Source organism: Candidatus Krumholzibacteriia bacterium, from assembly GCA_035268685.1.
In the GTDB taxonomy this organism is placed as follows: Bacteria; Krumholzibacteriota; Krumholzibacteriia; order JAJRXK01; family JAJRXK01; genus JAJRXK01.
In genome coordinates, this window is the sequence record DATFKK010000015.1 from 48,598 (window position 1) to 68,867 (window position 20,270).

A 20,270-nucleotide genomic window follows, 5' to 3' on the forward strand; every position below is an offset into this window, starting at 1 on the left:
CCCCCGAACCCCGGCTAGGACTGCTCGCCCTTCACGTCCCCACGCGCGAAGATCGAGCTGACGAAGTTCAGCACGTCGGTCGCGCTCTCCTCGTTGTATCCGTAGTTGCGGATCAGGCGGTCCTTCACGATCTCGATCTTCTTCTGGGTGTCCTCGTCCATGACGTTGGTCACCAGGCTGCTGAGCTTGATGCTGTCCTTCTGGTCCTCGAAGAGCTTCAGCTCCAGCGCCCGCTGCAGGCGTGCGTTGGTCTTGTAGTTGAAGGTCTTGCCCTCGAGGGCCAGGGCCCCGATGTAGTTCATGATCTCGCGCCGGAAGTCGTCCTTGCGGCTCTCGGGGATCTCGATCTTCTCCTCGATCGAGCGCATCAACCGCTCGTCGGGCTCCTCGTCCTGGCCGGTGTACTTGTTCCGCACCTTCTCCTTCTGCGTGTACGCCTTGACGTTGTCGATGTAGTTGGCGCACAGGCGGGCGATCGCCTCCTCGTCGGCGCTGATCGCGCGCTGGACCTCGCCCTTGACGATGTTCTCGTATTCCTCGCGCACGGGGATGAACAGCTCCTTGTAGTGCTTGCGCTGTTCCTCGCTGGTGATCAGCGTCGACTGCCGCAGGCCGCTCTCGAGCTCGTTCAGCACCATGAAGGGATTGATGCTGGTCATGGTCTCGTCGCTCACGAGGGTGTTGCTCAGCTTGTCCTGGACATAGCGCGGGCTGACCCCCTCCATGCCCTCGCGGTCGGCCTCCTTGCGCAGCTCCTTGACGTTGTCCTCGGTGTAACCGGGCACGCTCTGGCCATTGTACAGCTTGAGCTTCTGCATCAGCGTGAGGTTCGCCTTCTTCGGCTGCTCCAGACGCGTGAGGAGGGTCCACATGGCCGCCATCTCGAGGGTGTGCGGCGCGACGTGTTTGCCCTCGACCTTCTCGTTTGCGTAGTCCTTCTCGTAGATCTGGATTTCCTTGTCGAGCTTGGTGATGTACGGAATGTCGATCTTCACCGTGCGGTCGCGCAGGGCCTCCATGAACTCGTTGTTCTGGAGCTTGCGGTACTCGGGCTCGTTCGTGTGACCGATGATCACCTCGTCGATGTCGGTCTGCTGGAACTTCTTGGGTTTGATCGTGTGTTCCTGGCTCGCGCCGAGCAGGTCGTACAGGAACGCCACGTCGAGCTTCAGCACCTCGATGAACTCGACCAGACCCCGGTTGGCGATGTTGAACTCGCCGTCGAAGTTGAAGGCACGAGGATCGCTGTCGCTGCCGTAGATCGCGATCTTGCGGTAGTTGATGTCACCGGTGAGCTCGGTCGAGTCCTGGTTCTTCTCGTCCTTGGGCTGGAAGGTGCCGATGCCCACGCGGTCCTTCTCGCTCAGGATCAGGCGCTTCACGCGGATGTGGTTCATCACCTGCGTCCAGTCGCCACCGTAGCGCTCCATGAGCAGGTCGAAGGTGTGACGGCAGGCCGGGTTGAGCTCACCCTCGATCGACACCGGGTACGGGGTCTTCGCGTCGCCGAGCAGGTCCTTCACGATCTGTGCGCGGAACTCCGAGGGAATCAGTTTGAGGGGCTCTTCGTGCATGGGGCTCATGTAGCCCTGCTCTTCCATGCCCTCGATCCCGCTCAGATCCCAGCGGTAGGTGAAGAGCATGCCCTCGGGGCTGCGCGAGTACTCCTCGAGACCACGCTTGAGCAACCGGACGATGGTGCTCTTGGCGCTGCCCACCGGGCCGTGCAGCAGGATCACACGCTTCTCTGTCCCGTAACGGTAGGCCGCGCTCTTGAAGACGTTGACCAGCTTCATCAATGGAATGTCGAGTCCGTAGATCGCGTCTTCGCCGTCGGTGAAGGGATCGTTGAAGAAGTTGTAGTGGACGATCTTCTTCTTGTACTCGGTGTACTCGTCGCGACCGTAGGCCAGGATCATGTCGTACAGACGCTGGTGCGCGTTGCGCACGATTCGCCAGTCGTTGCGCACCAGTCCGAGGTAGTCCTCGAACGATCCCTCCCAGTGCTGTTCGCGATACGCGTCGATGTTCTGCAGGCTCTGGATGTATTCCGTCCAGCTGCCGTGTCCGTTCGGCACCACCATGATGGGTCCTCCACCGGGGGCTCGGGCTGTGCGCCTCGTGACCGTCGCCTGCTCCCCGAGGGCGACGTCGTTCGCCGCGGCGCGGATCCGCCCGTCCGCGTCGATCCGAACCGCACGAGGCGTGCTCATGGTGAAAGTAGACCGTTGGTCGAACGCGCGGCAAGCACCATGCGTTCCCACCGACTCCGAGCGAGGCCCGTGCCAGGCGCCCTCAGCGGAGGATCTCGTACCGGATCACGACGCTGTCCGAGGCCGCAGCGGTCCAGAGCAGCTGTCCGTCCCAGCCCAGGGTGAGGTACTCGTCGGGACGGTACAGGACAGAGGGATCGATCACGCCGTCGGCACGCCCGTTGTAGGCGCGCACGCGGATCACACGCCCGGTGGCGGCGTCGGCATTCCAGAAGTGGTAGCCGTCGTAGGCGAGACCCGTGGGGAAGAAGGCCTCGGTGGGGAATCGGCGCGACACCTTGCCCTCTTCCGGCTCGATCCGGGCGATCTGCCGGGCGTCGGCGTCCACCTGCCAGAGGTACTCCTCGTCCCACGCCAGGCCGGCCGGGTGGTAACCCGCGGCCGGAATCGTCGCGCTGAGACTCCCGTCCTCGCGCTCGATCCGGTACAGGGCCTCGGCACCGCCCACACGGTAACCACCGGCCCACAGACCCTCACCGTCGAAGGCCAGACCGGTGTCGAAGGAATCGGGTTCCCGCGAGAGGGTGTCGACGGTTCCCGTCTCGCGGTCCCATCGCAGGATCGCGGCCTCGCCGACGGAGTCGGGCACCGAGATCCCCTGGTTCGAGGCCATCAACATGAAGACGGTCGAGTCCCGGAACGCGAGCCCGCGCAGACCGGCCGACGGCAACGACAGCGTGTCGACCACGACGGCATTGACGACGGGCAGGTCGTCCTGGGCCACCGACGGCTCCGGAGCGACCGCCGCGAGCAGACCCACGACGAACAGGAGGACGCCGGCGCGCGGAAACGGCCGGCGACCGCCCTCAGGCGCCACCGCGTCGCGCGCCTGAGTTCCGGCGCCGCCGCGTGAGTTCGTAGACCTCGTGGAGGCAGGTTCGCAGTGCATCGAGTCCCAGGGGCTTGGTCACGAGGCGATCGAACGCACGGCTCGGCGCTGCCTCCCGCGTGACGGGGTCTCCGGTGAGCAGCACGATACCCACGGCAGGGTCGAGTTGTCGAATCTCGATTGCGAGGACGTCTCCCAGGACCCCGCCCAGCTGTCGATCGAGGAGGACCACGTCGAAGGCACCGGCGGTGAAGGCCGTGCGCGTGTCGTCGGGCGAACCGACGGGCACCACGTGCTCCACGCCGGTGGCGTCGAGCATCTCGGCGAGCACCAATCGGACGTCCGGATCGTCGTCGACCAGCAACACCCGTGGCGGCACGGTCCGCACGGCGGAGGAGGTCTCGGCCGGCACGTCGGACGCCCCCGCCTGGAGCCGGAGCGTGAAGCGACTGCCTCGCCCCGGACGGGTGGACAGTTGGAGTTCGGAGCCCAGATCACGCGCCAGAGCGGCCACACGGGCCAACCCGACCCCACGCCCCGGAGCCTTCGTGCTGAAACCCGCCTCGAAACACCGACGCCGGGTCTCGTCGTCCATTCCCGGGCCGTCGTCCTCCACGCCCACCGTCATCGTTCCGTCTTCGAGCCGGTGGACCACCAGGCGGATCTCTCCGTCGGGCTGCTCGCCCATGGCTTCGTCGGCATTGCGGACCAGGTTCAGGAGCACGTCGCGCAGGAGCCCGGGCCGGGTCGACGCCGGACAGGTCGAGCGAGGGACTTCGGGCCGGATCCGCGCCCCGGGACAGAGCGCGCGGGCGTCCTCGACGAGGTCGTGCACCACGTCGCGGAGATCGACGGTCTGCATCTGCGGTTCGGCGGTCCATCCGCCCAGGGCGTGCTCGGCTCCCTGCAGGGACCTCCGGGCGGCGGCCAGACGAACGTCGCCGGCTCCTCCGCAGGTCACGAGCAGATCGAGATGCCCCCGCAGGACGGCGAGCCAGTTGGCGGCCTCGTGGATCCGCGCCCGAAGGTCTTCCGGGGTCGGAACGAAGGAACCGGACTCCGCAGTGGAGTCCGGTTCCTCGTTCGAGCGATCCAGCGCTTCGCGATCGTGGGAGCGATGGTGCATGGTGGACTCACTTGCTGGTCGAGCGGCGGAAGCCCCTCGTATGCCTGACACACTTCCGACCGCTCGGCCCAGCAAGGTGGCCTGTCTGCCTATCCGGTCGGAAGAAACTGCAATCTCCGGGCCAGGATCTTCCTCGACGAGCCCTTCCCGGAAATCATGGGGAATCCTTTTCCCCCAAACGACTTACGATCTCGTCGATGAGTCGGACCCATGGCAAGCGCCCCAGGAGCCGGCGAGCCCCGTAAATCTAATTTACGGAGCGTAAAACAATCTTTCTACTGCTCGCCCCGTCCCGTCTCTTCGTGGAAGAACAGGTCGGCGAAATCGTCGGCCCCTCGGATCCACCCTTCGAAGATCACCTCGTCGGGATCCTCCGCCAGGGAGATCCGGACCGCGGCGCCGTCGACCCCGGGCAGCAACGCCACATCGGCCACGATCCCGTCGGGGTCGGACCGGAACTCGATCGCCACCGGTGCACTGGCCTGCACGACCAGGTCGCGGCCGTCGAAAGCCACGGGGGTCACACCTGCGTCGACCACGATCTGGAGGGTGGTCACCGCGGCCACCAGCGGCGCGGCACCGAGAGCGAGGACGAGCAACGCGGAGAGGAGGCGACGTGTCGACACTGTGGACCTCGGATCGATGCAGAGACACGTGCGCGCAGCGGAACTCCGGGGGACGGCGCGAAGCGACGTGGAACCGCGAGTGCGCTTCTGCCCAGCAGCTTAGTGCTTCGCCGTGCGAAAGGGAAGACCCCCGGGGGATCCCCTGGCTCAGCGCTCGTCCGCGCGGACGGGGCCGAACAGGGCCTCGTAGCGCCGGAGCCGGTCGTAGAGCGTGGGCTTGGTGATGCCGAGCAGCTTGGCCGCGCGGGTCTTGTTCCCGACGCGGCGGACGACCTCGTGCACCAACAGCAATTCGATCCTCGGAAGGATCGGCCGGTCCGCGCTCCAGCGCTCGTCGGCGGCGATGGCCTCGATCGCGGTCTCCAGAGTGCCGTCGGTCGCCGCCCCCGGACTCGAGCCCAGAGGGAAGTCCTCGGGGCGCAACGACGTGCCCTGTCCGAAGACCAGGGCATTGCGCACGGCGTTCTCGAGTTCCCGTACGTTGCCCGGCCAGTGGTAGTGCCGGAGATGCTCGATCACGTCGGAATCGACCTCCACCGGACCGCCCCGATACGCGGCTGCGTCGCGCGCCACGAAGTGACGAACCAGGGGCTCGATGTCACCGAGACGTGCACGGAGCGGCGGGATCTCGATCGTCACGACGTTCAGACGATAGTAGAGATCCACCCGGAAGTGGCCTCGCTCCACCTCCGTCCGCAGGTCCCGGTTGGTGGCGGCCACGATCCGCGCGTCGGAGCTCAACTGCTCGCTCCCTCCGACACGGGTGAAGGTCCGCTCCTGAAGCACACGCAGCAGCTTCGCCTGCATGTCGGGTGGCATCTCGCCGATCTCGTCGAGGAACAGCGTCCCCCCGCGCGCCTGCTCGAAACGACCCACACGCTGGGCGTGCGCGCTGGTGAACGCACCCCGCTCGTGTCCGAAGAGCTCGCTCTCGAGCAGGCTGGCCGGGATCGACGCGCAGTTGATGGCCACGAAGGGGCCGTCGCGCCGCGGACCGGCGTCGTGCAGCGCCTTGGCCACCAACTCCTTGCCCGAGCCGTTCTCGCCGAGGACGAGCACGGCGAGGTCGGTGTGGGCCACCCGATGGATCCACTGCACCACGCGCCGCATGCCCTCGCTCCGGCCGATCAGACCGAAGTCGCCGTCCGGGGTCGCGGCGTGCACGGCTTCCGCCGGACTCACGGTGGGCGCATCGGTCGACCGAAGGGCATCGACGGTCTGCCAGACGCGAACCACCCCTCGAACCAGGTCGCGCTCGTGGGCACGGAGCCCGGCGCTGCGCTCGATGATCAGATGCCCCCCTCCGGGCACGCCGTAGACGTCGCACCCGTCGCGCCGCTCGAAGGAATCGTCGCCCACGGAGGCGCGCAAGACCCGGGGAGACGCGTCGCTGGGATTCCAACCACGCGCCTCGGCCACCGAGGCGTCCCCCGCCGGGTCGACCCAGAACAGGCGCTCGGCTCCCAGGGCCGTCCGCAGGCCGGCCGCATGACGACCCGCCCCGGAGAGTCCGCACCCCGTCTGCCCCAGGGACTCGAGCAGGAGCGCCATGCTGGCCTCGGGGGTCAACGGCCGCACCCTGGTCTCGTCGTCGCGGATCAGGGTCTCGAGCCGCCCGAGACCGGGCGGCGGGCGGTGGACGTCGAAACGCGCGATCAGTTCGTGGATCTCGGCCACGGAAGCCCGCACGCGCTCGAGCCTCCCCCGTTCGGCCTCCAGTTCGGCGCGGCGGATCGAGGCGCGGATCTGATCGCGATGACGTCCCGAGGTCGAGAAGCCCCGAATCGCGGAGGCGAGGCTCTCCACCGCCAGATCGAGCTCGCCGGCCCGGACCAGCAGCTCCGCCTCGAGCATGTCGACCTTGGCTCCCTCGAAGCGGGACGGTTGGGTGTCGAGCAGCGTGCGCGCCCGCTCCAGGGACTCGGCGGCCTCGTCGTCGCGATCGAGCTGCAACAACACCGCCCCCAGCCTCCGAAGAGTCAGCAGGCGTTCGGTGTCGTGTCCGTTCGCCTCGCACAGGGCGAGGTTGCGCTGGAAGCAATCGAGGGCCCGGAGTGGGTCTCCGCGGGCGAGAGCGACGTCGCCGAACAGACCGAGGGCCTCGGCCTCGGTCTCGGGGTGGTTCCGCAACCGCGCGATCTCCAGCGCCTGCCCGGCGACGTCCTCGGTCCCGTCGAGGTCCTCGCTCTCGATCCGCACGCATCCCAGGTTGATCAGACTCGCCGCAATCGAAAGATCGTCTCCCACGCTGCGCTTGCGCCGCAGGCTCTCGAGCAGCGCCGACTCGGCCTCGGCCGTCTGCCCGAGCGCCATGAAGCTCAGGGCCATGTTGTTCTGCGTACGCGCGACGCCGAGGTCGTCACCGAGTTGCTCGCGCAGACGCAACGCCCGTTCGTAGTGCGCGATCGACTCCGGATACTCGCTCTGGTTGTAGAGGGCGAAGCCCACCAGGTTGTGCAGCCGCGCGACCAGGGCGCCGTGCTCGAGGGGATCGAGACGGCGCAGCGCCAGCTCGGCGGTCCGGACCGCCTCGCGCGTGCGGCCGCGGTGCAGTTGGGCCCACGCGAGTTCGGCGTTGGCCAGGGCCCGCGGTTCGGCCGGCAGATCGTTGCGCACACGAGCGAGCAGGTCCTCGAGACGACGTTCGGCCGCCACGAAGTCGGAACGGTGGAAGTCCAGCTGGACGGCGCGGAACACCAGCTCCGCCCACGCCGATGGGTCGACGGCGTCGGGCATCCGCTCGATCCACGCGAGCGCATCGGACAAGCCCTGCTGGGCTGCCTCGACGTCACCGGTCCTCTGGTCGGCCTCGCTGCGCAGACGCGCCCGTCGGATCACGTCGTCCGCCGTGACGTCGGTGTCGAGATCGAGGATCCGGTCGAGGGCGCTCAGCGCCAGGAGCGGGAGTTCCGCGTCCTCGGCACGACGCGCGGCTTCACGGAGCAGACGAACGCCATCCGCGGGATCGGCTCCTCCACTCGCGACGCGAGCGCGCCACCAGGCCGCCCCGGCGTCCCGCCCTCCCGTGTGCCGCAGATCGTGGGCGATCAGCCCCCGCAGTTCTCCGGCCCGGGCCGGATCGACACGACGGGAACGCCGCAGGGCCACCGAGGTCTGGCGGCGTGGCTCGCTCACGTGGTGGCCGCTCACGATCCGGACCTCGCCCTCGCGCCACAGCTCCTCGAGGGTCACGGCCAGACCGGCGGCGTCGAGGCGCGCCAGGCGCAGGAGCAAGGCCAGTGGAACGAAGCAACCGAGTACGGCCAGGGCGTCCAGGACGAAGCGGGCCGTGCCGCTGGCCCGCAGCGCCTCGCGGGACGGCGCGCCCGGCCAGTCGTGCACCCGGAGCCCCGATCCGTACCGTGCCTGCAGGAACAGGCCGAAGACCCCGTCGAGTTCCTCGCCGGGCGAGAGCACCACCAGGCGCTCCCGCCCGTCCATCCATCGGGCCCGGACGAGACGGTCCAGGGTCTGGACCACGTCAGCGTAGCGCTCCGCCCCGTCGACCAGCACCAGGGCCGGTCGGGCCGGATCGGCGGCGGGGACCTGCACACGATGATCCGGCGTCGCGCGGATCACCGTCAGGCCACGCGATGCTCCCCAAGCGGCCAGCGCCTCCCCGCGGCCGTCGTCCACCATCCCCGGCAGGCCTTCCCCGGAGCGGCAGGGTCCCGTCAGGTGCAGCGCCTCGCCTCCGGACATCGCGTCGAGGACATCGGCGAGATCCGCGGGCACGAGCGGAGGAACGGGCTCGGGGGGTACCGTCATGCGCGGTCCCCCGCGCCGGGCCAGGAAACGGACGATTTCGCCCACCGCCCGCTCGGGTCCCTCCGTCGACCAGTCCACGGCCGACATCCCGTCGGGCACCGACGGAGGCACCAGCCACGTCGAGGGCAGCAGGCGCGGACCGTCCGGCGTGGCGACCAGTGCCACGGGATCGATCGAACCCAGCGGTAGACGCAGGTCGAGCAGTTCGGCCAGCGCGCTCTCCAACCGGGTGCGCATGGCTTCGCGGGGACCGGAGTCGGCGCGTTCGTAGGCCGCGATCCAGGGCTCGGTCGACACCGGTGTCGCTCTCGCGGTACACAGGGTCTCTTCGCCGGCGTCCTCGATCTCGAAGGAAGGCCACCGCAGCAGCTCGGCCGCGCCGAACACACGTTGGCGCAACAGCAGCGACACGGCCGCATCCCGGGGCTGGAGCCCCTCGGCGTGCAGCAACCACACGGCACGATCACTCACGAGGTCGTGTGCGACCTCGAGCCGGACGTCGGGCCCGGCATGGATCGGCTGGGGATCCCGGTAGCGGCGTGAGAGCGAAGCGTCCATCCGGTCGAGACTAGGAGATGCACGCGCGCGGCGACAAGCGGCACCGGAGATCAGCCGGAGCGATTCCCCGGATCCTCGCGATCATCGCCCGTCGACCGCGGCGCCGGTCGCCATACGAGCCCCAGGCTCCACGCGTGGTCCAGGCTGCGGGCGTCCCGGGGTCCCACGTCGAGCAGACCACCGATCCGTACGCCCAGCTCCTCGCTCCAGGACCACTCGGTCTCGAGCAGGAAGGACGTCGACTCGGGCAGTCCGTCGACCGGATGCCGGGCCGAGGCGATCAGGCCGAAGTCGCCCCACCGCCCCTTCACGGCGACTTCCAGACCGGATCCCGACGGGAACGCCGAGAGTGGATCCTCGCGCACGTCCTCGCTGGGTGGAGACACCCGTCGGGCGTAACCGCCGAACCACCACCGCAGCCCCCCGACCGCGATCGGGGACACACGCAGGCGGACCCGCATGGCCGGCGCCTTGGCCGACAGGGGATGCAACGAGGGGTCGCCGGTGGGAAGAGTCACGGCGAGATCCAGCGCCGTCGGCACGAACAACAACCCGCCCAGTCGCTGGGTCCATTGCACGTCGGCCCGGCCGCCGCCGTAGCGGAAGCGATCCGCACTCTCGAGTCCGACGTAGTCGATCGAGACCCGCGCTGCACTGGATCCGGTCAAACGCACCCACCAGCCCAGGCGGATCCACTGCGCCCGGCGGGCGTCGGGCAGCTCCAGGTCGCGGTAGTCGATCGAGACCGGTCGCTCCCCGGAGGCCGGATCCGGGTCGAGACCCAACGGCAGATACAGAACCTGCCGCGGCAGCATGCGGGAGGACGCGTCGTCCTGTGCGGCGACCGGAACGGCGGCGCCGAGGACCAGGATCGCGGTGAGGACGAAGGGAAGACGGGACACGGCGGGGTGGGACGGCGCCTAGGCGCCGCTCCCCTCGATCAGCTGCACCTCACCGTTCTCGGTGAACTGCACGCGGATCATGGTCCGGTTGCCGGGAAGGGCTTCCTTGGCGACGACCCGCCCGTAGTCGTTCCACCCGCGGTGGTGGACCACGTCGCCGATCTCGTAGTGCTCCTCGGGCGAGTACACACGCGCCGTCTCGGGATCGATCTCCTCGACTTCGGCGACGGGCTCTTCCTCGGGCTGCGTGGCCTCGGCACCGGCCTCGTCCTCGGCCGGCATGTGCGGCAGGATACCGGCACACTGCGGACACTTCAGCCAGACGACTCCGTCATCGCTGGCCTCACTGACCACCGTCATGTCGAAGTGGGCCTTGCAGACCGAGCAGTACTGACGCATGCGGGCACCTGCCCCACCACGTTCGAACCGAACGTGGGGACGATGTGGGCGGAGCGGGAGCCGCGCGAACGCCTACAGCTCGCCGGCCTCCAACACGGCGCGGCAGCATTCCTCCGCACCGTCCTTGTCGAGGTAACGCATTCCGCAGACGATGCAACGATGCGGACCGTTGATGCGACCTTCTTGCTCGGCCTTCGAGACCAGCTGATCGTACTTGACGAAGGGCTTCTCTTTCACGAGCGGAATTTCCTTCTCCGTACGCGTCGACACGCGATTCCTCCTTGGATCCCATGGACCGGTTCCGTCCGATCCACTCTCCACATCCACGGTTCCCCGTTGCGTTGTGCACGCTGGAGACCGAACCCGAATCGGCCGCGGGCGGCCGATGGACCCAATGAACAGGGTCTCTCACGGTCGAAGGTGCGAGAGCGGCCCCTCGGCAGGCACCTCGATCCGGGTCCGACCTCTCCGTGGTCGTCGTCCGGGCCGGGCGGCGGCGCGCGGGGCGGTCGATGGGAGACCCAACCGCTAACAGCGGCGGCAGAGTACACAACGGGGGCCAACGAGTCAAGTTGGCCCCCTTCACGGAGTTGTGATGCCCAACGGGTCCGAGTGCGAAGTGGCCCGCAAATCGGCCGACGAGATGCGGCGGATGACTAGGCCACGACGGCGTCCAGTCCGCGGTGCACGTCGGCGACGAGATCCTCGGCGTCCTCGACGCCCACGCTGAAGCGCACCAGACCGTCGGTGACCCCGATCGCCTCCCGCTCCTCGCGGGGAACGGCCGCGTGGGTCATCACCGCCGGGTGGCAGACCAGGCTCTCGACCCCGCCCAAGCTCTCGGCCAGCGTGAACAGTCGCAGTTGTCCGACGAGAGCCTGTGCGTTGTCCAGGCTGCCCACGTCGACCGAGATCATGCCGCCGTACCCCTTCTGCTGCTTCTTGGCGATCTCGTGTCCGGGGTGATCGGGGAGCCCGGGGTAGTAGATCCTCTTGATCGCGCGGTGCTCGCGGATCGCCGCGAGCAGGGCGTGCGCGTTCTCCTCGTGGGCCCGCATGCGCAGGTGGAGGGTCTTGGTCCCGCGCAGCGCCAGCCAGCAGTCCCAGGGACCGGGCACGGCACCGGCCGCGTTCTGCAGGAACCGCAGACCCTCGGCCATCTCCTCGTCGTCGGTGATCAGGATCCCACCGACCATGTCACTGTGACCGTTCAGGTACTTGGTCATCGAGTGCACCACGACGTCGGCGCCGAGCGCCAGCGGCTGCTGGAGCGCCGGACTCATGAAGGTGTTGTCGACGCACAGCTTCGCGCCGCGCGCCCGGGCCAGTTCCGCCGCGGCGGCAATGTCTGTGATCTGCAACACCGGATTGGTCGGAGTCTCGACGAACAGCAGCCGCGTGCGGTCGGTCCAGGCGGCCTCGACCGCCGCCAGGTCGCTGGTGTCGACGAACCGGAACTGCATCCCCAGCCGCCGGTACAGCGAGTCGAAGACACGATAGGTCCCACCGTAGACGTTCCGCGTGCAGATGATCTCGTCGCCCTGGTCGAAGGTCTCGACCAGCGTGCTGATGGCGGCCAGCCCGCTGGCGAAGGCCACACCGAAACGACCGCCCTCGAGCGCTGCCACGTTGCCCTCGAGTGCCTCGCGCGTGGGGTTCTGCGTGCGGGCGTACTCGTAACCGGTGTGGTCGCCGATCGCCCGCTGCTGGTAGGTGGAGGTCTGGAACACGGGCACGATGACGGCGCCGGTGTTCGGCTCCGGCTGCTGGCCGGCATGCACGCAGTCGGTGGCGAAACCCATGGCACGGACTCCTTCGGAAGGATCTTCGGACGGATCTTCGGACGGGTGGACGACGCGACCCGGACGGCGCCTCAGTGCGACGCCCGGCGAGCCCTCGTGCCGTTGCGGCCGTGGGCGAGGAGCTCGCCGACGGTCCGCACCCCCTCCGGCACGAGGTGGTGCTCGACCGCATGAAGGAAGATGCGCGCGGCGGCTTCCGCATCGTCGACGGCGCGATGGTGGTGTTCCAGCTGGATGTCGAGGCGCTCGGCCAGGGCGTCGAGACGGTAGCTGCCGAACCCGCGCAGTACGCTCCTCGACAGACGCACCGTGCACAACGAAGGCCACGGTTCGGGTTCGATCCCGCAACTCTGCATCTTCATGCGCAGGAAGCGCTCGTCGAAGTCCACGTTGTGGGCCACGAACACCGAACCGGCCAGCAGGCCCTCGAGCGCCGGTGCGATCTGGTGGAAGCGCGGTGCGTTCTGGACCTTGGACTCGTCGATCCCCGTCAGTCTCTGGATCCATGCCGGGATCCGGACCTCCGGCTGCACCAGCGTGGAGTAGCGTTCGGTGATCACCAGGCCCTCGACGACCACGACGCCGACCTCGATCACCTGGTCCCGGTCGGGGTTGCTGCCGGTGGCCTCGAGATCGACCACGCTGAAGCGCGCCCGCGACAGCGGCAGGTCGTGGTAACGGGCTCCGAGCAGGTCCCAGGTCCCCCGGTCCATCTCGGCGAAGCGTTCGTCGCGCCGCAGCAAGGTCCGGATCAGCAACGGTGAGACCTGATCGTCCGGCGCTTCGCTCTGGAACAGGGCCCGGGCCAGCTCGCGCGAGGGAACCGGACGGTCCACACTACGGACGTAGTCGTGCGCCCGGGCCCGGAGACTCTCCAGGTTCTCGGTCCGGAGTTGAGGAAACTCCAAGGCTTCACTCCACGGGCGAGGTCGGCGGAAGGACGGGGACGACGGCCAGGCAGCGCGTCCTACGAGTCTAACACAGCCGGAGGGTTCAGGGGCCGCCCGGAAGCAGCCGGCGTGCGGAATCGTGGCCGAACTCGAGGCACTCGAGACGCCGCTCGGTGACCAGTGGCGGCGCAGCACGGCGGGATCGCGCCGACCCTTCGCCCTCGGTCGTCGTGGTGACCGTCGAGAGCGTCGTCGCCGTCAGCAGTCCCGCCAACGGAACCTGCGGACTGATCGTGGCCTCGGCCCGCAGCCGGGTGCGCACGACGAGGGTCGAACGACCGATCGTGCGCTCCTCGCGTCGTTCCTCGACCAGTCGCACACGCTCGCGGGAGATCGTCCGGGAGGCGATGGTCGAGTCCGTCAGCGCCGTGCGTTCCACCTGCGGATCGACGAAGGGATCGGTCAGATGACGGCGGACCAGCCGGCGATCGCGGTAGGACTCGACGTCCTCGACGATCCACCGTCCGTCGCGCTCCCGCCGCAACAGGCTGTCGACGGCCGCGAGCGGATCGCCGTCCCGTCGCAGGGCGTCGGGCCGCAAGAGGATGCGATCGACCGTCCCGGCCCCACGACTGCGGAGTTCGAGCCAGCGGCGCTCGGGCACCTCGGCCGCATACACGTGCACGGTCACCGTGTCCACCAGCGCTCCGTCCTCGGTGATCTCGACCTGTGCGTAGGTGGCGAAGTCGCCCGGCTCGAAGCGCACGTCGACCAGGTCGCGGCGCCACCACGAGAGCAGCTCCGAGGCCGACGCGACCGAGGGCCACACGACGAGGGCCAGCAACACCGACGACACCACGACCCGGAACACCGGACGCCCGGGCGTCCGGCCCGGGCGTCCGTGCGAGCGCGGAGCGGAGGTCCGCTCAGTGCGCGATCTGGGCCCAGTAGGTCTCATAGTCGAAGTCCGGGCTGTTCTCCTGGTCGTGGCAGGTGACGCAGGATTCACGCGCCATCGCATTCCAGGTTCCGTCGCGGGCGTGCTCCGTGCCGTAGCCGTGGCAGGCCTCGCACTGGACGTTCTTCAACGCCTCGCGTCCCGGCACGGACGCATCCGCGACCTGGTCGTAGCCGTTCTTCCAGTCGAAGCCGACCACGTGACACGACACGCACTCGGGATTCTGGTCCTGGCCCTTCGACACCAGCGACTGGAACGCCCGGGCATGGGCGGACTCGGCGTAGGAACGCGCCGCGTCGGTGTGGCACCGCGCACAGTTGTGCACACCCAGGAACTTCTCGTCGGCCGAACCGTGGGTCCGCGGGTGGTCGAAGGACTCGACCTTGCCGATCTGCTCCTTGTTCCGGGCATCGAAGGCGTCGACGGCCTCGCGGATCTCCCCGATCTCGGGGTTGTTCTTGTCGAGGGTGTGGATGGTGACGGCGGCGTCCTCGATCTGCCCGTCGGGCGTGACGACCATGTCGAGCTGACCGACGTAGCGGCCCTCGTGGTTGGCCGCCACGAGTACGATGTCGCCGTTCACCCGGTTCACGCGGCGGTACTGCCGCGGGTCGCGTCCCTCGATGCAGATGTCGATCCCCGTGCCCGGGCCCATGTCCATGAGCATCTGTCGGATCTCCGCGCTCGGCATCTGGGCGAGCAGGATGATCAGGTCGGCTTCTTCGCGCAACGTGGGGAGCACGCCCTCGAGCGCGTCGCGCGGCGACTGCGTCGTGAAGTTGTCGGCCGACGCGGTCATGGTGACGATCGGGTAGCGGGGGCTGATCACCGACACGTAGCCCACCTTCAGCCCCGCGACCTCACGGATCACGTAGGGCGGGAAGAGCTCGTCGGGATCGGCGTCCCCGATCGCGAGGTTGGCGTTGGTGAACAGGAATCCGTGCTCACGCTCGGCCTGGCGCAGGAAGTCCAGACCGTAGTTGAGGTCGTTCGGGCCGACGCCGAAGACCTCGTAGCCGAGTTGCTCGGTGTAGTCGAGCAGGAACTCGGTCTGTCGCCGTTCGGCCTCGCGGCGGTGGCCGAACAGGTTGCCCGCGTCGATCACGAAGGTGTTCTCGCGAGCCTCACGCACGTTCCGAAACAAGGCGGCCCTCCGGGCCAGCCCGCCCATGGGGCGGCTCTTTCACCCACAGGGCGCGATCTTCCCCGACACGGAACCGTGGTACATCATGGTGAGTTCGATCGAATCCTGCGCGGTCGCGGGACGGGCGGGCAGTACCACCGTCAACACGAACAGCGCGAGGGCTCCGAGGGTCTGGCGGACTCCACCGCCGACCGAGCCGGGTCGCAACATCGAGTTCCTCCTGCACGGGAACGCCCCGGCCAACGAGCGGGGCGTGCGGATCCGAGGGGAATGGCAAGAACCCGCGACTGCGGGCGTGTGCAACCTTAGCACCGTGCCCGCGTGGATCGCAACGCGGGTCGAGTGCTTTTACACGTTGGTGACGGCCTGGTTCCCCGCTGCAACTAGAAGCCGCTCATACGGTTGCCGAAGCCGCCACCCCGGGCCAGACTGCCCCGGTCGACGCTGATGTCGGGCAGGGGCTCGAGGTAGAGACGGAAGCCGAACTCGGTCTCGCGGCTGAACGATCCGATCCCCGCGACCTCGCTCCGGAACTCCAGACGCCAGTGGTGGAGCCGCCGGTTCAGGCTCCACGACTGATTCGTGAACTCGCCGCGCTCCACGTCGAATCCGGCCGAGTAGCGCAGTTTCCACTCTCCCGGCAGCGAGAGATTCGCGCTCAGGCTGGTGTTGGCGCGGGTGGTCGTGCTGCCGTCGGCCTGCCGGGTCTGCGTCAGCGATCCACGGATGTTCAGGTCCCAGGGCAGACGGTTGCCGTCTCCGGTCTCCAGCCACTGCTCGCGTTCGAGCCGCTCCTCCTCGTCGGTGAGGAAATCGTCGTCGGGGTCGTAGTCCTGCAACGAGTCGATCGCGGCCGAGTCGGGGGGAGCGTCGGGAAGACGCTCCAGCAGGCGGTTCTCGCGTTCCTCACGGGCGCGCAGCACTCCCCCCAGGTCGAAGTCCCCGCGCAGACGCAGGGTCGACGACATGCGCGTGCTGGTCACGTCGAAGGTGTAGGGATCGATCGACTGGTTCATGGAGAAGGTGACGGCCTGGGTCACACCCGGCCGGATCGAGACCGCGCTGCTGATGGGGGACCATTTCTCGCCGGGATCGGCCTCGGGGTTCACGCTGGTGTTCAGCGACCAGGTGATCAGGCGCTGGAGCTTGCGAGTCTGCTCGCGACCCTCGGCATCGACCCGATCGCCGTCACGCACCTTGAACGAGAGGTCGTTGTTCAACCGCAGTCCGATCGACTGACTCCGTTGCTGGTCGTCACCGAGCTTCGGACGGAAGCTGTGGGTGGCCGAGTACGAGACCTGATGCCGGATCGCCCGCAACGCCCCGATGCGCGCCGGAAACACACCGAACAGGTCGGATTGGATCGAATTGTTGAACGACAGCGACGGACGGGTGTCGGACTCGTCGACACTGCGGCTGCGCTCGGGGTCGGCCACGAAGATCTCGCGGTCCTCGCCGTCGGGACCGGTCACCGCGACCCTCTCGTAGACGTCGAGTTCCGAGCGCGTGTAGCTCCAGGCCTCCGAGAAGTTCGCCGAGCTGGTCAACTTGAAGGGCCCGACACTGTCGGGCGAGTAGGTCAGACCGAAGCGGCCATTCGCGTTCCAGCGGTTCTCGAAGCCGTTCTCGGTCGTGTTGCGCTGGAACGAACCGCTGTAGCCCTGCCTGAACTGGATGTCGCGCAGGAGGTTCGCGATCGCCGGACTGCTGTCGCGCTTGCGTCCGCCCAGAAGCGGTCCGGTCTTGAAACCCAGGCTCATGTTGGTGGTCAGGTCGACCAGGCGGTTGTTCGTGGTGGGGTCGTCGTCCTCGGAGTTCGGACGTTGGGTCCGGTTCACACCGAGGCTCAGCGATGCGCCGTTGTCGAAACTGCGGCTGACGTTGGCGCGGCTGCGTAGCTCGCTCTCGAGCACGGTGTTCGCCTGCGCGTCGTTGAGGTTCGTGGTGAGATCCGAGCTCGAGAGCTCGACATTGGCATTCGCTCTCCACACGTCGAACAGGTCGGGCTGGTTGTGATTGGCCCGCAATCGCCACTCGTCGCCGAAGCGTCCACCCGTCGGTTGTTCGAAGCGGCGCAGGTAGGTGAAGTCGACGTTCCCGCTCATTCCGTAGCGCACGTTGTACACGTTCTCGATCTGGAAACTCGCCTCGCGGCGTTCGTTGAAGTCGAACTCGAAGCGAAAGTCCGTGTACTCGTTCGTGGCCCAGTAGTAGCCGAAATCACGCACGTAGCGTCCCTCGCGGCTGTTCACACCCACGTTGATCCGTGGGAACAGGATGCCCGACCGCCGACCGCGCTTCAGGTCCTTGTAGAAGAAGGGGAGCGTCATGAGCGGAATGTCGCTCACGTAGAAGGTGACCTGCCGGGCGACGACGCTCTGGCCGACCTTCAGCTTCATCTTCTGTGCGTGGAAGTGATAGTGCGGTTCTTCGAGCTCGCACTCGGTGTAGATCCCGTCCTCGGCGAGCAGGGTGTTCGAGTCGATCCGACGACCGTGGCGGATGGTGTAGAAGCCCTGGTCGAAACGCGTGGCGCCGTCGGCCACGGCACCCGTCTGCGGATCGAACAGGTAGCCCATGCGGTCGCCCACGAGCTCGCTGTTCGCATCGACCAACCGGGGGTCTCCCTCGGCCAGGAGTTCGCGGGCATCGGTGTCGAAGTACACGTCGTCGGCGAACAGCTCGAGCGCGTCGTTCTTCACCTTCGCCTGGTCCGAGATGTGGATGCGTCCGCGCTGGACCTCGAAGAGCGTGCTCTGTCCGGTGTACTCGACGACGTCGGCGAGCGACTCGAAGTCCACGCGTCCGCTCGGGGAGACCGCGCCGGCGGCCAGCATGGAATCGGCCTCGGCCGCAGAGACGGAATCGGCGATCGCGTCCACCGCCAGCACCGAGTCGGGCGGAACGCCCAGACGGTCGGCCTCTTCGGCGCGCAGGGAGTCCTCGGTCGCCTCGTGCTCTTCGAGGAGCCCCTCGATGGTGCGACGCTCGAGGTAGCGGTAGACACCCGAAACCTGTCCCTCGACGTTCACCCGATCGACCTTGCCCTCGGCGAAGGTGATGTCGATGGCCCGGCCCTCGACCTCGTTCACCGAGATCGTCGAGGTCTGGTCCTCGGGCAGGTATTCGCTACGCGCGTTGCCGCGCACGCTGGTCCGCGTGATCTCGCCCTCGGTCACGATGACCACGAGCGTGTCGCCCGAGAGGGTGTTCGCGAGCGGGATTCCCGTGAACTCGCGCGACAGCGTATCGGGGGTCGAGTCGACGAGCGAGGCCTGCCCGTGGACTTCGATCCGCTCGAGGTCGCCCTGGACATAGGTGAACTGGATCTCCTCGCCGCTCATCACGCGGCCTTCCCGCTGAACACTGGGTGCACCGTTCAGCACGAGCAGGTCCTCGCCGTAGAAGCGTGCGGTGTCGGCGTGCGCCTGCGTCGCACCCTGCACGAAGTCGACGTCCCCGATCGCCGTGCTCAGGTCCTCGGCCTGGTCGAAGGCCAACCAGTCGCTCTCGACCGTGGTGATCGGGCCGGTACCGCGACGTGAACGGAAGACGGGCAGGGAATCGACCACGGCCAGCCCCGACTCGCGGTCGAAGAAGCCGTGGCGGCCCTCCACCACCGAACGGTTGATCTCGTCGACGACCTTCACGGAGCCCCAGGCCTCCATGGTGCCCTCGGCCTGGCGGATCAGGATGGAGTCGCCCTCGATCACGTTGGGACCGTCGATCACACGGGCGTCGTCGAGCAACGTGAGCCACTCGGCCTCGCGGTCGTAGCGGGCACGGTCGCCGATCCCGATCGCTCCGTCCTGGGTCTCGATGCGGACCGAACCGTAGGCGAAGCCCTTGCCCTCCTCGCGGAACACCCGCAGGGAATCGGTCCACATGTCCAACGAATCGGAGCGGACGACGACGTCGCCCACGATCTCGAGCAGGCGGCGCTCACCGAAGTAGCGGCCCAGGTCCCCGTCGGCACGCAGGTCCTGGTCCTCGAAGTAGGCATTGCCGATGAACTCGGTGACACGCTCCCCGCTCGGGAGCATGCGTGACTCCAGGCGGTCGCCGCCGTAGTTGCGCATGGGGGGCGCGATCTGAGCCGTGGTGACCGAGACCCCGGCCAGGATCAGAGCCACCGCCAGGGCCACGGCCGGCGGGCTCGTGCGGGCACGCCCGCGGCGCTGATCCTTCCAGGGCATGGAACGACCTCGGAGGGTGCGGCGGGGCGACGGCGGGGCCGGAGGACTTCCCTGGGCACTTATGCGTTCACGCGGGCCGCTCGTCAAGGATCCGGCGGGCCAGGACGGCGGCACCGATGGCGGCACCGTCCACGCCGAGTTCGGCACGGACGATCGGCACCGACCCCCGGACGGCGCGCATCAGCCGTGCCTCGTACTCCTCACGCGCGGGCTCGAGCAGGAGTTCCCCCGCCTGGGAGACCCCGCCGCCCACCAGGATCCGGTCGGGTTGCAGGGTGTGGGTCAGGTTCGCGCAGGCCAGACCGAGCCAGCGCCCCGACGCGGCCAGCACGTCGCGAGCCACCGGACAACCCTCGCGGGCGGCCTCGGCCAGGACCCGCGGACTGGCCTCACCCTCGCGGTCGACGTGGCGCCGCAGGATCGCACCCCGATCGCCCGCCTCACGCAGCGCCCGCCGACCGCGCTCGACGATGGCAGCCGTGCTCAGGTACGACTCCACGTGACCGGGCAGCCCACAGGTGCACAGGGGTCCGTCGTGATCGAGCACGATGTGCCCCAGTTCACCGGCGAGACCGTGACTGCCCCGCTGCAGACGGCCACCGACGATCACGCCGCCGCCGACCCCGGTCCCGAGACTGAGCATGCACAGGTCGCGGCACCCTCGTCCGGCACCCCACTCCTGTTCGCCCACGATCGCCGCGTTGACGTCGTTCTCGACCACGAGGGCCGGCTCCGGGTCGCGCTGCCGGAGGGGAGCCGCCACGTCCACACCCTCGAAGAAGGGCAGGTTCGGGGCCTG

General features: G+C 68.2%; 15 protein-coding genes. All 15 read right to left on the reverse strand.

What is annotated here, in order from left to right:
* Positions 1–14: 14 nt before the first annotated feature.
* Positions 15–2,084, reverse strand: a complete 2,070-nt coding sequence (locus VKA86_01455) for a serine protein kinase (GenBank protein HKK69854.1) — start codon at positions 2,082–2,084, stop codon at positions 15–17.
* A gap of 211 nt (positions 2,085–2,295) precedes the next feature.
* On the reverse strand, positions 2,296–2,997 hold the full coding sequence (locus tag VKA86_01460; GenBank protein ID HKK69855.1) for a hypothetical protein: 702 nt from the start codon (positions 2,995–2,997) through the stop codon (positions 2,296–2,298).
* Positions 2,998–3,079: 82 nt separating this feature from the next.
* A complete protein-coding gene (locus tag VKA86_01465; protein HKK69856.1) occupies positions 3,080–4,228 on the reverse strand; it encodes an ATP-binding protein in 1,149 nt (382 codons plus the stop codon).
* A 275-nt stretch (positions 4,229–4,503) separates the two neighbouring features.
* Positions 4,504–4,854: a hypothetical protein gene (locus VKA86_01470; GenBank protein ID HKK69857.1), complete on the reverse strand. Its 351-nt coding sequence runs from the start codon at positions 4,852–4,854 to the stop codon at positions 4,504–4,506.
* A 147-nt stretch (positions 4,855–5,001) separates the two neighbouring features.
* On the reverse strand, positions 5,002–9,180 hold the full coding sequence (locus VKA86_01475) for a sigma 54-interacting transcriptional regulator (GenBank protein HKK69858.1): 4,179 nt from the start codon (positions 9,178–9,180) through the stop codon (positions 5,002–5,004).
* Positions 9,181–9,230: 50 nt separating this feature from the next.
* Complete coding sequence (locus tag VKA86_01480) at positions 9,231–10,082, reverse strand: hypothetical protein (GenBank protein HKK69859.1); 852 nt, start codon at positions 10,080–10,082, stop codon at positions 9,231–9,233.
* An 18-nt stretch (positions 10,083–10,100) separates the two neighbouring features.
* On the reverse strand, positions 10,101–10,481 hold the full coding sequence (locus VKA86_01485; GenBank protein HKK69860.1) for a hypothetical protein: 381 nt from the start codon (positions 10,479–10,481) through the stop codon (positions 10,101–10,103).
* 72 nt (positions 10,482–10,553) lie between these two features.
* Entirely contained in the window at positions 10,554–10,751 is a 198-nt protein-coding gene (locus VKA86_01490; protein HKK69861.1) for a hypothetical protein, read from the reverse strand.
* Between the two features lie 386 nt (positions 10,752–11,137).
* Positions 11,138–12,283: a PLP-dependent aspartate aminotransferase family protein gene (locus VKA86_01495; GenBank protein HKK69862.1), complete on the reverse strand. Its 1,146-nt coding sequence runs from the start codon at positions 12,281–12,283 to the stop codon at positions 11,138–11,140.
* A gap of 71 nt (positions 12,284–12,354) precedes the next feature.
* Entirely contained in the window at positions 12,355–13,191 is an 837-nt protein-coding gene (locus tag VKA86_01500; protein ID HKK69863.1) for an exonuclease domain-containing protein, read from the reverse strand.
* Positions 13,192–13,276: 85 nt separating this feature from the next.
* Complete coding sequence (locus VKA86_01505; protein HKK69864.1) at positions 13,277–14,044, reverse strand: hypothetical protein; 768 nt, start codon at positions 14,042–14,044, stop codon at positions 13,277–13,279.
* 55 nt (positions 14,045–14,099) lie between these two features.
* Positions 14,100–15,275 (reverse strand): multiheme c-type cytochrome, encoded by a 1,176-nt coding sequence (locus VKA86_01510; protein ID HKK69865.1) that lies wholly within the window; start codon positions 15,273–15,275, stop codon positions 14,100–14,102.
* Between the two features lie 39 nt (positions 15,276–15,314).
* Positions 15,315–15,485, reverse strand: a complete 171-nt coding sequence (locus VKA86_01515; protein ID HKK69866.1) for a hypothetical protein — start codon at positions 15,483–15,485, stop codon at positions 15,315–15,317.
* 173 nt (positions 15,486–15,658) lie between these two features.
* Positions 15,659–19,471 (reverse strand): putative LPS assembly protein LptD, encoded by a 3,813-nt coding sequence (locus VKA86_01520; protein HKK69867.1) that lies wholly within the window; start codon positions 19,469–19,471, stop codon positions 15,659–15,661.
* 67 nt (positions 19,472–19,538) lie between these two features.
* Positions 19,539–20,270: ROK family protein (locus tag VKA86_01525; protein ID HKK69868.1), on the reverse strand; the 732-nt coding region annotated here is incomplete at its 5' end.

Bases quoted from the DNA above. Each gene is read 5' to 3' on its own strand.
- VKA86_01455 (HKK69854.1), bottom strand. From the start codon at position 2,084: ATGGTGGTGCCGAACGGACACGGCAGCTGGACGGAATACATCCAGAGC.
- VKA86_01465 (HKK69856.1), bottom strand. From the start codon at position 4,228: ATGCACCATCGCTCCCACGATCGCGAAGCGCTGGATCGCTCGAACGAG.
- VKA86_01475 (HKK69858.1), bottom strand. From the start codon at position 9,180: ATGGACGCTTCGCTCTCACGCCGCTACCGGGATCCCCAGCCGATCCAT.
- VKA86_01485 (HKK69860.1), bottom strand. From the start codon at position 10,481: ATGCGTCAGTACTGCTCGGTCTGCAAGGCCCACTTCGACATGACGGTG.
- VKA86_01495 (HKK69862.1), bottom strand. From the start codon at position 12,283: ATGGGTTTCGCCACCGACTGCGTGCATGCCGGCCAGCAGCCGGAGCCG.
- VKA86_01515 (HKK69866.1), bottom strand. From the start codon at position 15,485: ATGTTGCGACCCGGCTCGGTCGGCGGTGGAGTCCGCCAGACCCTCGGA.
- VKA86_01520 (HKK69867.1), bottom strand. From the start codon at position 19,471: ATGCCCTGGAAGGATCAGCGCCGCGGGCGTGCCCGCACGAGCCCGCCG.